General features: G+C 34.3%; 10 protein-coding genes. 3 read left to right on the forward strand and 7 right to left on the reverse strand.

Features of this window, described 5'->3' with window-relative positions; all coding sequences use genetic code 11:
- Nucleotides 1–60: 60 nt before the first annotated feature.
- Together ACPF9A_RS09630 and ACPF9A_RS09635 are read right to left on the reverse strand one after the other, a co-directional pair.
- The gene (locus ACPF9A_RS09630) at nucleotides 61–2,460 is read right to left on the reverse strand and encodes an outer membrane beta-barrel family protein (protein WP_424003906.1); all 2,400 of its coding nucleotides are present in this window, start codon (nucleotides 2,458–2,460) and stop codon (nucleotides 61–63) included.
- Nucleotides 2,461–2,570: 110 nt separating this feature from the next.
- A complete protein-coding gene (locus ACPF9A_RS09635) occupies nucleotides 2,571–4,973 on the reverse strand; it encodes an outer membrane beta-barrel protein (protein WP_424003908.1) in 2,403 nt (800 codons plus the stop codon).
- 203 nt (nucleotides 4,974–5,176) lie between these two features.
- Between ACPF9A_RS09635 and lepA the strand changes: the two genes are divergently transcribed.
- Nucleotides 5,177–6,973 carry a translation elongation factor 4 gene (lepA, locus tag ACPF9A_RS09640; RefSeq protein ID WP_424003910.1) on the forward strand — a complete coding sequence of 599 codons (1,797 nt, stop codon included), beginning with the start codon at nucleotides 5,177–5,179 and terminating at the stop codon, nucleotides 6,971–6,973.
- A gap of 1 nt (nucleotide 6,974) precedes the next feature.
- On the opposite strand, the gene ACPF9A_RS09645 is transcribed toward lepA, so the two are convergent.
- The 5 genes from ACPF9A_RS09645 to ACPF9A_RS09665 form a co-directional block, all read right to left on the reverse strand.
- Nucleotides 6,975–7,739, reverse strand: a complete 765-nt coding sequence (locus ACPF9A_RS09645) for a LytR/AlgR family response regulator transcription factor (protein ID WP_424003912.1) — start codon at nucleotides 7,737–7,739, stop codon at nucleotides 6,975–6,977.
- A 10-nt stretch (nucleotides 7,740–7,749) separates the two neighbouring features.
- Nucleotides 7,750–8,757, reverse strand: coding sequence for a sensor histidine kinase (locus ACPF9A_RS09650; RefSeq protein ID WP_424003914.1), 1,008 nt, complete (start codon nucleotides 8,755–8,757; stop codon nucleotides 7,750–7,752).
- 13 nt (nucleotides 8,758–8,770) lie between these two features.
- Nucleotides 8,771–11,137: an outer membrane beta-barrel protein gene (locus ACPF9A_RS09655; protein WP_424003916.1), complete on the reverse strand. Its 2,367-nt coding sequence runs from the start codon at nucleotides 11,135–11,137 to the stop codon at nucleotides 8,771–8,773.
- A 342-nt stretch (nucleotides 11,138–11,479) separates the two neighbouring features.
- The gene (locus ACPF9A_RS09660; protein WP_424003918.1) at nucleotides 11,480–11,740 is read right to left on the reverse strand and encodes a hypothetical protein; all 261 of its coding nucleotides are present in this window, start codon (nucleotides 11,738–11,740) and stop codon (nucleotides 11,480–11,482) included.
- Nucleotides 11,741–11,928: 188 nt separating this feature from the next.
- Nucleotides 11,929–13,785, reverse strand: coding sequence for a cation:proton antiporter (locus ACPF9A_RS09665; protein WP_424003920.1), 1,857 nt, complete (start codon nucleotides 13,783–13,785; stop codon nucleotides 11,929–11,931).
- Nucleotides 13,786–14,103: 318 nt separating this feature from the next.
- Here ACPF9A_RS09665 and ACPF9A_RS09670 point away from each other — a divergent pair, with 318 nt between their 5' ends.
- Both ACPF9A_RS09670 and ACPF9A_RS09675 read left to right on the forward strand, forming a co-directional pair.
- Entirely contained in the window at nucleotides 14,104–14,787 is a 684-nt protein-coding gene (locus tag ACPF9A_RS09670; protein ID WP_424004447.1) for a universal stress protein, read from the forward strand.
- Nucleotides 14,788–14,789: 2 nt separating this feature from the next.
- A complete protein-coding gene (locus tag ACPF9A_RS09675) occupies nucleotides 14,790–17,012 on the forward strand; it encodes a SulP family inorganic anion transporter (protein ID WP_424003922.1) in 2,223 nt (740 codons plus the stop codon).
- Nucleotides 17,013–17,196: the final 184 nt, after the last annotated feature.

Below are 17,196 nucleotides of genomic sequence, written 5' to 3' on the forward strand. Positions count from 1 at the left end.
TTAGCCGGCGTTTATTGCCTAATAAGTCTTGGCGTTTGCGGCGCTATGATGGCATAGCAATTATAAACGCTTGCCCTCATCGGTATTCTTCTTCTTAGAATTATCGCGAATTTTAGTGTTGCCGAACTTATATCTAAAGCCTAGAACAAGCAATCGGCTTTCTAACCTAGTACTCGTTGTGTTTTGTTGATCCAGATAATTTCTAGTTGAAAATGTATTTCCATTATTAAAAATATCTTCAATACCTAAAGAAATACTTGCGTCTTTGTTCCAAAAGGTTTTTTTAAACGATAGCCCTACTTTACTAAAAGATTCGAATGTAGCATTACCACTAATATAAGGCGATAAATACGTAAAGGTTACATCAGCAAAGAGCGATTCATCTTTAAGAAGGGTAAAGTAGTTGTTGGCACGAATTAAGGTGGTCCAAGTGGAGTTCTCTACAATTGAATTGGTATTCAAGTCTATAAAGCTGTCTTTGTCACGATAATGGCTAACAAGGGCATATAGATACCAGTACGAAGTAAGTTCTTTCGACACACTTGCGTCTATACCATAAAAATAATTGGTTTCTAAATTTACAAATTGAGTTCTAAGTGTATTGGTTTCGTTGTCTTGAATAATCTGTTGCGCTTGTTCATTCGATTTTCTGTTGACAAATAGCACCACTTTATAATCTCGGTCATACACATAATCGAACTGCACATAATCGCTATACGCCGGTTTTAAATTAGGGTTGCCTTCGTAAAGAGAATTTGCCGTCAAATAGAATTGAAATGGATTAATGCTGCTATATCTCGGTCTTGTAATTCTTCTATAGTATTTTAAATAAAAGGCATTCTTTTCTTTCTTATATGAAAGCGCCATATTAGGGAAAAGGTTGAAATAAGAAGTTGTATTTAGGGAAGCAGACATGTCTAAATTACCTTCGGTGTCAGTATACTCTGCTCTAAGTCCAATATTTAACTTCCAACTTTCCCAATTGTTATTTAAGCTGACATAGCCCGCATAAATTTGTTCGTCATAATCAAACAAACCAGATTCTGTAGGGCTTATTCCGTTAACCGAATCATCAAAACCAGATTGTATAATACTCGCCTCAGAATTAATGGTTGCCACTCTCAAACCCGTTTCCATTCCTGATTGTTTTGATAGTGGTAGCGTAAGGTCTGTTTGAGCGCTAAAAAGATTAATTATTTGATCAGATCCTATATTTAGTGTGTTTTCTGATGTACGATCTGTAAAACCTTGTACAATGTTATTGCTCAATACCTGGTTTTGTTTAGAATCATTGTATGTAAAGTGTACATTAGTAGTGATTTCTGCACCTTTATCATTCAATTTATATACCCAATCTAAATAGTTAGATGTGTTATATGTATCATCTTTTAGAACGTTGAGACCGTCAAGTCTAGCAGTTAAATCGCCATCGATAGTATTGATATCTGTAATTGAGAAATAATCTGTATTTCCGTTCGGTGATAAATTACTGGTAGAAGTTATACTTAAAGTATTCTTATCATTTAATTGAACATCTAAAAAGAGATTGATATTGTGGCTTTTCTTCTTATCGATTATTTTTTGTTCAGCTGTCCAAATTTCGTTCTCTAGTCCGTTTTCCAAGTAGGTTGTTACGTCGGTATATCTCGTCCAGTTTCTGTTGTGGCTAAAGCTATAGTTGGTAGAGAAATCTATTTTTTTTCCTTTAAAAAAATGGTCTGTTCCTAAAGTGTGTTTTGGTAAAACCCCTTGTGAATATCTTTTGAAAATGGCACCATTATAACCGGCAACCAAATTTTTCTTCATTTTAATATTAATCAGCAATCCGCCTTCAGCACTGTACTTGGCTGGCGGACTAGTAATTACTTCAATAGCCTCTACATTACTTGCAGAGCTACCCGTTAAAAGATTTACAATATCGCTTTCTGGTAAGTTCACTAGCTTACCATTGATCATAACATTTACATTGGGGCTACCGTTAATGTACAGGCGATTATTCATGACCATAACACCAGGGGTGCGTTTAAGAACATCCCAAATATCACCATCAGATAGTGCCGTATTTTCAACACTAAAAATATGACGGTCTGCCAATTGTTCTAATACCGGCTTTTTTTGAGTGACCACAACCTCATCTAGCTCTTGAGCACTTTGAAGAATTAAGGGCTTAAGTTCCATATTTTCGGTCACTGATATTTCAGAGGTCTCTACGGTATTTGCTATGTAACTAGCAACAATGTTATAGGTGCCAGCAGTAACGGCTTTAAACTCATAAAAACCGCGGTCATTAGTAACCGTGCCTTTAATGAACTCACCTTCGCCAGTTAGTAAAATTACATTCGCTAAAACAACTGGGTTTTGATTGTCATCTACTACTACACCATTAATAATAAAATCTTGGGAAAACGCTAGAGAAAACGTAAGACAAAACAGTAGTGTAATATAAAAATTCCTAGTCATTTGGTGTTCGTATACCAACTAAATGTAGGAAAGTAATATTGAATTATCTTACAGTATTCTTAAAATTTTCTTAATAAAATTTTAACCTATTGACAACTAAATAGTTATAATTACTCGAGGCGTTCACGCTCTATTTTATCTATATCGCGTTGGTTATCTTCTAAGCGAAAATTACCAAAGTTGTACGTGAAGCCAAATTTTACATATTGGGTTTCGGGAGTCGTTATATAACCATTGTCTTGATCTAAATAATTAGAAGATACATACCCATTATATTTACCCAATAGGTCGTTTGCACTTACACTTAATACAGCTCTATTATTCAAGAACGATTTTCTTAGCCCTGCGGTTAAATTTGTTGTCTCTTCTTGTATATATGAACCTTGCAACCAGCCTGACATATAAACCAAACCTAATTCCCCTTTAAAAGTTCCATCTTTAGATAGCGTTATATAATTAGCAAGGTCTACATACGCTCCATTAAAGTCATTGGTAAAAGAATACTCATCACTTTGTAATGCAATAAATGTTTCCTCTTCATGAAAAAGTGAAATATAACTGTACAAATACCAGTTGTTAGTGATGGACTTACCATATGAAAAATCAAACCCGTAGGAGGTACTTTCCAAAACATTTTGAGTAACATCTCTTAATACTAGATTATCGTTATCTTGAAAAGTAAGTGTAGAAATATACTTGCCATTGTCTCGATAATAGAAGTCAAAGAAGTATTCTTGATTAAGGGTATAGTTCAAATTAAAATTATTGCTAAAAGCTGGGGTTAAATTAGGATTGCCTTCTTCAAAGCTTCGCTCGTTAATATAGGTTCTAAACGGATTCAGATCTTCATACCTAGGGCGTTCTACCTTTCTAGAATAATCAAATGACAAACTATGGTGGTCATTAATGTTGTGCAGAATATAGAATGAAGGAAAAAGCTCGAAATAACTTAACTCGTTAATGTTGGATACATTTACAGAAACCCCAGAACTCTCTGTTTGTTCTGCACGTAACCCTGTTTTTATGCTCCATTTTTCCCAGTCTTTCGAAAGACTAAAATAACCGGCATATACGCTTTCGTCATAACTATAATCATCAGAAAGATTTGGTATAAACTCCGTACCATTATTCTGTAAAAAATAATCTAATCTACTTTCAGAATCAATAAAAGAACTTTTTGCGCCTGTTTCAAAAAATACAGTACCTAAATAATCAGTATAATCTACTTGAGCTGTTTTTATTTCTATCTGCTGATTGGCAATGGTCGAGAAATTAAAATCGCGCAGAAATGAGCCATTAGGTTGAAAATAATCTGAATTTACATTTTGATTTCGGTCTAAATCAAAATTTGTGTAATGTGCATTTACAGTTAAATTTCCTTGGTCTTTAAACTGATGTTTAAAAGTAAGGTCACCCGAAACATTATGCTTATTCTCACTTAAAAAACTAGCTGTAGTAAAAATTGAATCTAAAACTCCTGCGCTGTTTCTAATAGTAGTTTCCTGAGAAAAATCAGCATCCTTTTTTGGCTGATACTGTGCATTACTTGTTAAACTCAGAGAATTCTTTTCATTAAATTGATAATCTACCGATACGCCTGCGCTATGAGTATTAGTGCGTATTATTTGATCAAAATCTGTGTCCCAAATAGAAAAAATACCAGTATCGTTTATATAATTTGTATTGTTCAGCGTATTTTTAAATTCCTTTTTGGGCGTGAAATTATAACTCGCATTTACATTTAATTTTTTGGTCTTGTAAAAATGCGATGTTCCAAAATTGTATTTTGGAAACACCCCTTGTGTATACCCAGCATTAACATTGCTTTTATACCCTACAGATAAATTTTTACTGGTGACAATATTTAAAATTGAACCACCCTCGGCATCATAACTTGCTGGTGGATTATGAATGACCTCAATAGATTTTATATTCTCGCCTTGGTAATTTTCTAACAGACTTCTAACTTCTTCTGAAGACAATTGAACTTTACGGTTATTGATATATATGGTGGTTGCCCTATTACGCACTTTAAGGTCATCGCCCATGACAATTACTCCGGGAGTCTGATTAAGAATATCCCACGAACTACTCTGAGAAATAACCGTATTTTCCACATTAAAAACTATACGGTCAACTTCCCTTTTAACTACAGGTTTATTACTAATAACCGTAACTTCATTAAGTTGTTCTGCCTGCTCCTCTATAATCAAAGCACCTATTTTAGTGTCTTTAAGTATCTCTATCGCTAAGTTTTCTGAGGCTTGACCTACATAAGATGCTTTTAGAAAATAAAGTCCCTCGGTAATGCCAGAAAATAAAAAAGTACCATTTTCGTCTGCAGATGTGCCTTTTACCAACACAGAATCTGATACGTTCAATATAAAAACAGAAGCAAACGCAACGGGTGATTGATGTTGGTTCTTGATTTCGCCTTTTAATTCAAAGGTTTGACTATACCCTACATGGGTCATTGCTAAAAAGAAGCATATAATAGCGGTTAGTAGTTTCAAATGTAATTCGGGGTTGGTGGTCAAATCTAATTAAAAAAACGTTGTAATCCTTTACAATATATGTAATCCAAACCAATCTATACAATAATAAATACGTAACTGCACTCAAGCTTAGCGCTATAAATTAGATTATATTTGCAATTGCTCTTTAAGGCCGGGCATTGATCCTGGTTTAAATTGGCTTTATTATTACTGTTACCGCTATGAAAAACATTAGAAATTTCTGCATTATTGCACATATTGACCATGGTAAAAGTACCCTGGCAGACAGACTGTTAGAGTTTACCGGTTCTGTTACCGATCGAGAGAAAAAAGAACAGTTGCTAGACAGTATGGATCTTGAAAGGGAGCGTGGTATTACTATTAAAAGTCATGCCATTCAAATGGAATATACCTACAAGGGTGAAGATTATATTTTAAACTTAATCGACACTCCTGGTCACGTAGATTTCTCTTATGAAGTTTCTCGATCAATTGCTGCCTGTGAAGGTGCATTGTTAGTGGTAGATGCTGCACAGAGTATTCAAGCACAGACAATTTCTAACCTTTATTTAGCACTAGAAAACGACCTTGAAATTATACCTGTTTTAAACAAGGTTGATTTACCAAGTGCCAACCCAGAAGAGGTAACAGATGATATTGTAGACCTTTTAGGCTGTAAAGCCGAAGATGTTATACCTGCATCTGCAAAAACTGGTATTGGTATTGAAGAAATATTAAGCGCTATTATTGAGCGTATTCCTGCGCCAAAAGGCAACCTAGACGAACCATTACAAGCACTTGTGTTTGATTCTGTTTATAATCCTTTTAGAGGTGTTGAAACCTACTTTAGAGTTATAAATGGCGAAATTAAAAAAGGTCAAAAAATAAAATTCGTTGCAACAGACAGAGATTACTACGCTGATGAGGTAGGCACTTTAAAGTTGACCCAAGAGATTAAAAAAAGTGTAAAAGCAGGTGATGTTGGTTATTTAATAACGGGGATAAAAGATGCTCGTGAGGTTAAAGTAGGTGACACGATTACTGATGCCGCAAACCCTACAAAAAACCCGATCGGCGGATTTGAAGATGTAAAACCAATGGTTTTTGCAGGTATTTACCCTGTGGATACTGATGAGTTTGAAGAGTTACGTTCTTCTATGGAAAAATTACAATTGAACGATGCCTCTCTTGTTTTTGCGCCAGAAAGCAGTGCTGCACTTGGATTCGGATTTAGATGTGGTTTCTTAGGAATGCTACACATGGAAATTATTCAAGAGCGTTTAGAGCGCGAGTTCAATATGACGGTAATTACGACGGTACCCAATGTTAGTTACCATGCATTTACGCGTAAAAATCCTGATACCCCAATTGTTGTAAACAACCCAACAGATTTACCTGACCCGTCAAGTATTGATCATGTTGAAGAACCGTATATAAAAGCTACCATAATTACGAAAGCTGATTTCGTAGGTAACGTGATGTCTTTGTGTATTGAAAAACGAGGTATAATTACCAATCAAACCTATTTGACTACCGAACGTGTTGAACTTAATTTCGATATGCCTTTGGCAGAAATAGTTTTTGACTTTTATGACCGTTTAAAAACGGTATCTAAAGGGTATGCATCTTTCGATTACACACCTATAGGTATGAGACCTTCTAAATTAGTACGTGTAGATATTTTATTAAATGCACAACCTGTAGATGCTCTTTCTGCTTTACTACATGCCGATAATGCTGTACTTATTGGTAAGAAAATCTGTGCGAAGCTTAAAGAACTGATACCAAGACAACAGTTTGATATTCCTATTCAGGCTGCTATTGGTGCAAAAATTATCTCTAGAGAGACTACTAAAGCCCTACGTAAAGATGTAACCGCCAAATGTTATGGTGGTGATATTTCTCGTAAACGTAAACTTCTTGAAAAACAAAAGAAGGGTAAAAAACGTATGCGTCAAGTTGGTAATGTAGAAGTGCCACAAGAGGCATTTATGGCGGTATTAAAGCTAAACGATTAAGCTACTCTAACCACTTTCTAAAATCGGAAGTGGTAGAAGTGCTCGTCATTGCTTTTTCTTTACACCCTTTTATGGTTATAAGTAATCGGTTTTTGAAGTGACTCTCAATCTGTTCTATATAGTCGACATGTACGATTTCGCTACGGTTGATTCTAAAGAACTTTTTTGGTGGTAGTTGTTCTATGATACTACCAATTGTTTGAGATATTGGGTGCCTTTTACCTTCTTGATCAGTAGCTATACAAAAATCGCCAGAGGCTTCAATCATACTTATTTCTGAGGTATTCAAAAGCTGAATGCCATTTGGGCGCTTTATAACAAATCGTTTCTTGAAATTATTTTGATCTTCTTGTAATGCCAGTTTTAAAGCATTAAAAGTGTCGCTACTTAATTTACTGTCATATTCCCCTTGCTTAAAGAGCGATTGATATTTTTCTAATGCCTTCATAAAATCAGCATTAGAATATGGTTTTAAAATATAGGCAATACCGTTTGTGTTAAAAGCCTGAAATAAATAATCATCGTAAGCGGAACAGAATATTATAGGGCAAGTAACCTCTACCTCATTAAATAAGTCAAAAGAAATACCATCTAACAACTTTATATCAGACATAATTAGGTCGTATGAATTTGATGCTAAAAGTGTTTTGCCTTCCACAATTGAACGTGCCCAATGACTTGTTATTTCATCATCAAAAAATGTATTAATGTGACTCAACAATTTCTGATAAGCGGGAATTTCATCTTCTAATATTAAAAGTGTCATATGCTTTTAATTAGTTGCTTAGTTTAATTATCGGAATAGAAATTTCATACTCCGTTTCGCTTTCAACAATTTTTGGTGTTTCTTTTGAAAGTAATTGGTATCTCGATTTCAGGTTTAAAAGTCCTGTGCCGAAACTGTCTTTCGTTTTTGTAAAATTTGATTTTTTGTTCGCCACAGTTAACCAACCTTCATCAATATCTATAATCACCTGTATTTTGTTCTCACCATTTACCTTATTGTGTTTTACCACATTTTCTAGCAATGCCTGTACAGCCCCTGTTGGTAAAAATTTGTTCGAAAAATCAATATTCTTATTCACATGAAAATCATAATCATCGCCGAACCGTGTTTGAATTAGGAAGATATAATTCTCTGCCAAATTCATTTCTTTAGATAGCTCCATCACCTCGGCATCTTTTGTCTGTATTAGATATCTATAGATTAATGACAAGCGATTAATATATTCTTTTGCCTTTACAGCATCGCTATCTATCAATGCATCTAATGTGTTGAGGTTATTAAAAAGAAAATGTGGATCTAATTGCGAACGTAAAAGTTTTAGCTCATTCTCTTTCTGCTGTTTTTGAATTTTTACGACTTGAGTTTGGCTTTCATAAAACTTCTTGGTTAATAATATTCCCAGAGGAATGCCAACATTATCTGCCCCCACAAAAAGCCCGTTCAGAATAGCTCTATGCCAAATCGGAAATTCATTACAATCATTTTCACATGACCAATACCCGGCAAGATTCTCTATGAAACCAGTAACGGTTAATATTAAAATAGCTAAACTGATGAATGCAAAATAGTTTGGCTTATCTAGTAAATAGTTTGGCATTAACCAATACATAAACAAACCAATGGCAATACATGCCATTACAATATACGTTGGAATATCAACTATGAATTCTAACGGATCATTACCATAAACGTAATATTGCCAAACATTTAAAAGTGATGTTACACCTATAATAATACCTAGCAATATAAAGTCTGACCTATTTAGTTTAGTGTTCATATAATGCTATGTATTAATTATCTTGTTTAATACGGTTTTGTTCGTCTTTTGAAGAGTTCTCTCGCTTATTGTTTTTTCCGAATTTAGAACCAAAACTATAGTTCAATTGTAAAAATACGTTGTTTCTTGCCCAATTAGAAACTACCGTAGCATCTACATTATCATACTTAACAACCCCATTAAAAGGTCTTTGTATCAATTCTTCGAACTCTAAACTTACTTTTAATTTATCATCAAGAAAACTTTTGCTAAAAGCAATATCAATACCAGCAAGCCAGTCATATTCAATAATACCCTCTAACCCGCCAGATGTATAGTATGTAGATATTTCAGAATTAATTTCCCATGGTAGTTCATATTCAGCTCCTGCAAAACCCGTAAAACTCCATTTAGAAAGGTCTAATATAGGTTCTAAGTTTTCAGAGGTATATGCGTTATGATTCGCTTGCACGCCAACATAACCATCTATGTTTTCTATAAAATCTAATGGCGCGAAAAAACTGAAACTCCAGTTTTTATTATCAGCCAAATTAATCATGGTTCTAGAGGTTTCTGCCGAGGCATCATTTTGGGTAATAATTTCAAATAATTGATCCGAGGTTTCTCTGTAGTTGATATTGAAAAATGGTTGGTTATCAAAGGTTAAATTAAACTGATAGCTATTTGTGAACGCAGGTTTTAAATTAGGGTTTCCTTCTTCAAATGTAAACGGGTCATAGAAATACACAAAAGAATTAAGTGAGCTGTAAGATGGTCTTTGAATACGGTAACTATACGCCAAATTTGCACTGATTTCATTTGTAATTTTTCTACTGAGACTTGCACTCGGAAACAACTTTGATATTTTTCTAGTTCTTGTCTCGCCTGTTGTTGTAGCAGTACCTTGGGTGTCACTTTCTTCCCAACGCAATCCCCCAGAGAAGGTCCATTTATCAACCTTTACGTTCATTTTAGAGTAAAATGCAAGAACCGTTTCATCTACCAAGAACCGATTACTTTCGGCAGGTCGAAACTGAAAAACTCCTTCCTCATCCTCAGTTAACGATTGTAAGTCACTATCTGATTTAACGTCTGAAAACTTAACACCGGCATCCCAAGAAAAATTATCATTTACTGTTCGCTTATAGTCGGTTTTATATGTGTTTATTTTAAAGGATGCATTTTGAAAATAACGCCTATTATTAAAGGGCTGTGTTGAAGCACCTACTTGATATAAATTATTTTCATTGTCATAACTATAATCTACATAATTGTAATCTAGCACTAATTTATTCTTATCATCTTTAAACTCGTAATACGGATTCAAAGATTTAATGTTTCTATTTCTATCGAAACTATTATCGGTTAATAGTGTAATGTCTGATGTTGCGTTTGAAATCGTTGTGTTATTATTAGATACTCGGTCAGAATCATTGTTTATAATACTACCCTTTATACCAATCGTGTGTTTATCTGACAAGTAATAATCAATACCTGCATCCACATTAAATATTCTAGGATCAAACGCTGATTTTGAGGTTTGTTTATAAGTATCGTTCAAAACTTTACGTGAAAGCGTTAGATCATCTCTTGATGTAGATTTTTGATACCCTGCGCTAAGCTGCCAATTTAGTTTGTTCTTATAGCTCGCAATAGATGCGCTGGTGGCATACTCAAATCTATTCTCATAGCCCACCATTTGCTTTACGTTACCATGCGTCCCCAACTTTACATTATTCTTTAAAATGATGTTTAGAATTGGCCCTGAGCCTTCAGCATCATACTCAGAACCTGGTTGTTGTATTAGCTCTACTTTAGATATATTATCTGCTGGCAAATCTCTTAATAAACTTGCGGTGTCCATATAATCGGTAGTCTTACCGTTTATTAGTATTCTAATATTACCTTGACCCGCATAACTTACATTACCGTTGGTCATAATAATACCCGGCACCTTTTTTACTACATCTTGAAGATTGGTATTCACCATATCTGAATTTTCAAGATCAACAATAAGCTTTTCTGCAGTTTGCTTAATTTGTGGTCGTCTACTTTTTACAACAACCTCATCTAAGTTTTGAGTTTCTTCGTTCAGCGTAAAATCTATTCTTAATTTTGACTGAGGTAATTGAAATTCGTTAGATTTTTTAGTTTCGAACCCTAATACCGATGCTTCTATTACATAAATACCATTTGCAATATTTTCAAATAAATAAGCGCCTGTTTCATTACTAATTACACCGGTAATAGCTTTTTCGTTCCCGACTTCATATAAGATTATGTTTGCGAAAGAAAGTGGTGTGTTTAATGAATCTTTAATTGTACCTGTGATGGTATTTTGAGCGATGGAAGCCGCTGTGATGAGTAGCGCTACTAATAGAAATGTTGATTTTAGTTTCATGACAGTTCGTTTTTTAATTGATACTGTAAAACTATAGTCAGACCTCTATTATTTAAAGTACATTCTGCCCAATCGGGATAAAAAAGGGTCGAACCGGGTTTCTCTATATGATTAACTTACTGTGGAATATTGCCTACATCTCAAGTAAACAGTGTAGATGTGCCACAAGAGGCATTTATGGTGGCGTTAAAATTAAATGATTAAAAAGAAAGTTTTTTTGTCTAATTATTAATAAAGTATTTTAGAATTGCAGCTAATAATGATGTTGAAAAACAATTATTTACACAAAAAATGCCCTACAAAATATATGTAGGGCATTTCTAAACTTAAAGTATACCTATATTAAAAATCTGAAAGTAAGTTCAAGGCTTCACAAGTGGCATCAACAACTTGTTGAGGTGATAATCCGTCTAAATCAGATTCATCTAATGTACCAGCGCTTTGGCCACCAACTGTTAAATCATATGTTCCGTCGCCATTATCACAAATTTCAACTTTTTGATCTGAGGCTGTACATGATTTACATTCATTGTCTTCATCTTTCGAACAACTAGTGAATGATACTGAAGCCGCTAAAGCTAAAAATAAAACTACTTTTTTCATAAAAACATTTGATTTTGGTTGATTATTATAAAATAACTAACGAAATGTTTTTATAGTTTATTGCCAAAGTAATATTCAAATAGGCATTCTAAATCTCTAAAAATGAGTTTATAATATTTTTATTAAGCATACAATAGTTCCCTTATCAGCAATTATCTTATATAGACTTAGATTAAAAGTATTGATGTTTAATTCTCTTGAGCTTCTTCTTTCTTTATGTCCTCCAACGGAAACATTTTACCCAAATATGCCAACTTAAATCCTTTTTGAATATCGGTAAAGTCTTTGTTGAAAGCGGTAATGATTTGTATATCGCCCTCTGGGTTTACTAAGAACAAGGGCACAATATCTGCATCTGCTTTTGTAATCTCAATTAAACCCTCGTAATGCTCTGTGTCATGAAGTTCTATCTCATGTATTGAAGGATATTTTCTTGCCGCTTCCATCAATTTAATAAAGTCATCGGTATGCGAAAACAATCCCTCTTTTGGGTTGTTCTCTGGATCTGACATCTCATCAGCATCTACCAATCTAAAAGAACCGTTTTCGCCAAATGCATCTTGAAACTTATCGATTGCATATCTGTTAATATCTGAATTTGCGGTCAAGGCCATTAAATAACCTATGTCATTAAGCTCAATATTATCGGTTAGGTTATCTGAATAAATATTTGCAGAAATAGCTTCTAAGCCTAACTTGTTGGCCTTGTCAATATTAGTCTGGTTGTTATCTATTAAAACCACATGCCTGTTATTCTTATGTAAGTAAACACCAATTAAACGCGATACTTTAGAGGCTCCTAAAATTAAAATTCCTTCAGACTTATTTAAAAACACCCCTATTAACTTCGCAAATATTCTAGCTGTAGTCGCATTAAGCAACACTGTACCCAAAACTATCATAAAAACCAAAGGTGTAATATATTCTGCACCGGCTTCGCCCCTTGCCAATAATTTAGACCCGAATAATGATGCTATACCCGCCGCAACAATACCTCTAGGCCCTACCCAACTAATAAATAATTTTTCATTGAATTTTAAATTAGACCCTATAGAACTTAGAAAAACGCCTAGCGGTCTAATTATAAGTACGATGGATAAAAACAAAGCGACTGTTTTCCAAGTATATATTAATTCTAGATCTGCAATGTTGATGTTAGCTGCTAGTAATATGAATAATATAGAGATCAGGAGGATACTTAATGACTCTTTAAAATAGAGCAATTCTTTAATATTCGGTAAGTTGGTATTCCCCATTACCATACCCATAACTACAACCGCTAACAAACCAGATTCATGAGCGAAAACATCTGACATTACGAAAACCCCCAATACGACAGATAATGAGACAACGTTTAATAAGTAATGCGGGATAAAGCTTTTCTTGATTAAAAATGTAAGCGCATGGGCAAAAGTGAAACCGAAAGTAAACCCGAACAATAAAATTTTACCGAACTCTATCAATGCAGTCATTGTATATGCTTGACCTTCGCCTACACTTATAAATTCATAGACCAATACCGCGGCTAATGCACCAATGGGGTCAATTAATATTCCTTCCCATTTTAGTATGGCCGAAACGTCTTTTTTAAGTGGAATGTTTCTTAAAATAGGAGTAATTACAGTGGGTCCTGTTACAATTATTAAAGCTGAAAACAAGAAACAAAGCTGCCAAGAAAGTCCGAATAAAAAATAAGCCGCCAAAGAAGCGCCGAAAAATGTCGTTAAGCTACCAAGGGTAATTAACTTGGTAATTACGGGGCCAATATTTTTAATTTCAGAACGCTTTAGTGTAAGTCCGCCTTCGAATAAAATAATGCTAATGGCCAGTGACACAAAATAATATAGACTTTCGCCAGGAAAAAGACCTTTGGTTCCGTTCCAAATTGGCTCAATAATTTTAGAACCATCTTCGGTGTACAAGGTCGATAACGGACCAACGATTAAACCAATAAGAATTAAAGGTAAAATTGCTGGTAATTTTAGGCGCCATGCCACCCATTGAGCAAGTATTCCTAAAATGATAATTCCGGCAAGCTCTAGCATTTAATTTATTTTTGATAAAAATAAGAATTCTAGGTCATTATATATCATAATTACCAAACCATAACAAGCATATTTAAACCATCGATTTAAGGGGCCGATATGACTTCTTGTTAATTAGCCCTATATTCGGGCGCATAACCTTACAAATGACTGCTTATCAAGTTATATAAATCTATTTTATTCGGCTTCGCATTTTCCCCTTCACTCAAGGTAAACATACTAGAATCTACACGTATTGCATACTACCTAAATTGCAAACTTATTCTTATTCATGTTGGTAAAAAGACTGTAGAAAAATCTACCGAAATCGATACCATTATTTCTCAAACAGAACATTCAGATTCTTGTGTTGAAGTAATTTGGAAAGAAGGCAACCCTGAAACTGTAATTACAAAAGCCTGTATAGAACTCAATATCGATTTGTTGATTTTAGGCGCTTTACAGCACGAAAATAAATTTCAGTTTTATGTAGGTTCAATTGCCAGAAAACTTACCCGAAAGGTAAACTGTTCTGTTTTATTATTAATTAAACCTGCAGAGAAAAGAGTACCCTGCAAACACATTGTAGTAAACGGACTAGACGCGCCCGAAACTCCTATAGCCATTAAACATGCGTTTTATATTTCTAACTTATTAGGGGCTCAACAAATTACCATAGTAGAAGAGGTTTTACCAAAAGAAATTCCTGTGGACGTTGAAGATGACCGCTCACTAAAAAAAGCCAATATTATTAAGCAACGAATTAGACATAGAGAAGACTCTAGGGTCAAAACTATTGTTTGTGCATTACCTGAAAATATTACTAAAGGTATTACCGTAAAAACACAGAGCATTTTTGGTAAAAGAGGCTATTCGATAGGTCATTATGCCGAGATTGTACGAGCAGACTTATTAGTAATGAATGCACCAGTAAAAACCAGTGTTTGGAATCGAATATTTCCACATGATATTGAATATATTCTATCTGATTTACCCACCGATTTATTAATTGTTAGAACTTAGATTTGACGGCTAAAAAGAAAAAATCCTCTAATTTTATAGCTACGCTGCCTAAGAACCTATTTTCAGGTTTCGTAGTGTCATTAATTGCTTTGCCGCTAGGGTTGGGATTAGCTCTTGCCAGTGAAGCTCCGCCTATCTCAGGTATTATTGCCGCAGTTGTAGGTGGGGTTGTTGTGGCAATTCTAGGAGGCTCTAATGTTACCATTACCGGACCAGGAAACGGTTTGGTGATTGTGCTTTTAGGGGCAATTACAACTCTTGGTGGTGGTGATCTGTATGCCGGGTATCTATTTACACTTGCTGCCATTGTATTCTCAGGTATTCTAATGCTATTACTTGGGTTTCTTAAAATGGGTAGATTGGCAGACTTTTTTCCGGCATCTGCGATTGAAGGTATGTTGGCCGCCATTGGTTTAGGAATTTTAGCCAAGCAGTTTCATATTATGATCGGGCATAATAATGAACACGGTAGCATTGTTCATCTATTATTGCAGATACCAGAGGGAATAATGGGTCTTTATCAAAACTATCATATAGAGGAACTTATCGCTGCTGGTATAGGTGTAATTGCCCTATTTATCATGGCATATTACTCTAAAATAAGAAACAAGTATTTACACCTGATACCCGCACCCATGTGGATTCTAATATTATCTGTTGGGTTCAGTTATGTGTTTGCTTCATTAGGGCTGCCTTATCCATTACAAAAAGAATTTTTGGTTAATATACCAGACAATGTATTGTCTAACTTAGCTTTTCCTGATTTTTCTAAGGCATTAGAAATTGATTTCATAACCACTGTTTTTGCCATAACGCTTATAGCAAGTATTGAATCTCTTTTAAGTATTAAGGCGGTAGACAAACTTGATCCTGAACGAAGAAGGTCGAATGTGAATAAAGACCTAAAGGCTCTTGGGCTTGCCACTTCTCTTAGTGGTATGGTTGGTGGGTTAAATGTGGTTACCGTCATCGCAAGAAGCTCGGTAAATGTGAATAACGGCGCTACCAACAGATCTGCCAATATTTTTCATGCTCTGTTTCTAGTCATATTTGTTTTGCTTTTTCAAGATCAATTAAGGCGAATTCCTTTAGCGGCACTAGCGGCTATATTGGTATATACGGGCTATAAACTTGCAACTCCAAAAAACCTGCCAAAAATTGCAAGTATTGGAAAAGAACAAATTGTCATCTTTCTAGCAACTTTGTTGACCACATTATTTACCAACCTTATCACCGGTATTGCAATGGGTATATTGATCACTTTTATAACTCATGTGATACTTAATAGAAATTTGTCTCTTTTTGTAAATCACCTTACCAAGCCCAACATACTTATGTTTAAAGAAAAAGATGCGGGCACTTATTATATAAGTGTTAAATATTTCGCCTCTTTTCTTAATTTTTATAAGCTAAAAAATAAGCTAGATATTATACCTGAGAATGAAAATGTAATCTTAGATTTTTCACTTTGTAGTTTTGTGGATCACACGGTAATGGAAGGCCTAGAAAATTATGTGGATACCTTTAACAAAAAAGAGGGTAGTATAGAAATTATTGGGCTAGACAAACATGGTGCCGATTCTAAGCATCCGTTTGCGATTCGTAAAGTATTGCCTTTTAGCAAAATTGGCTCTATCGAGAAATATTTTACCAAAAGACAGCGGCTATTAAAAACCATGGCCCAAGAATACAATTGGTCTTATGAGCCTAAAAGATCAGATGAAACTGCGTTTTTGAATAAATTTATTTTCTTTAAAAACAGAAAAGTTCCATACTATTATAATCGATTTTATGACGAAACCCAAAATTTCAACTTATTCGATATTGAATTTAATGAAGGGGAGTTTATTGCAAAAGAGGTTGTAAAAACAACCATCTTACATATTAAATTAGACCATACCATACCCGTGTTTTCTCTAGACCGAGAAGGACTATTAGATTTTGTTTATGGCAAGGCTGGTTTTGAAGACATTGTATTAGAAAATCATCAAGATTTTAATAAGCGTTTTTTCTTGAGTGGAGAACAAAAAAAGGAAATTCAAGAACTATTTACAAATGAGCTCATAATCTTTTTAGAGAGTAACCCTTATTACCATATTGAGGCTAATGGCACATCTATCCTTATTCTAAAAAAGGAACGCTTATTAAGTGTTAAAGAGATTAAGGCAATGCTGTATTTTGGCAAACAACTTAATCAACTTCTTTGCTTAAGTGTTTCTTCATAGTGCTGTTTTGTTTTACGAATACTGCCTAAACGTTTCGTTAAACCCACTATTTATCAGTAATTAGTTAAACACTTTTTATCATAATCACTAAAAATGTTAAATTCTAAATTGCAAACCGCTTTATAATCAATAATTAAGTGTATTATTTACATTAGTTTAATCTTACAAAAGTTGAAGAAAAAAC

The organism is Maribacter sp. IgM3_T14_3 (assembly GCF_049603095.1).
In the GTDB taxonomy this organism is placed as follows: domain Bacteria; phylum Bacteroidota; class Bacteroidia; order Flavobacteriales; family Flavobacteriaceae; genus Maribacter.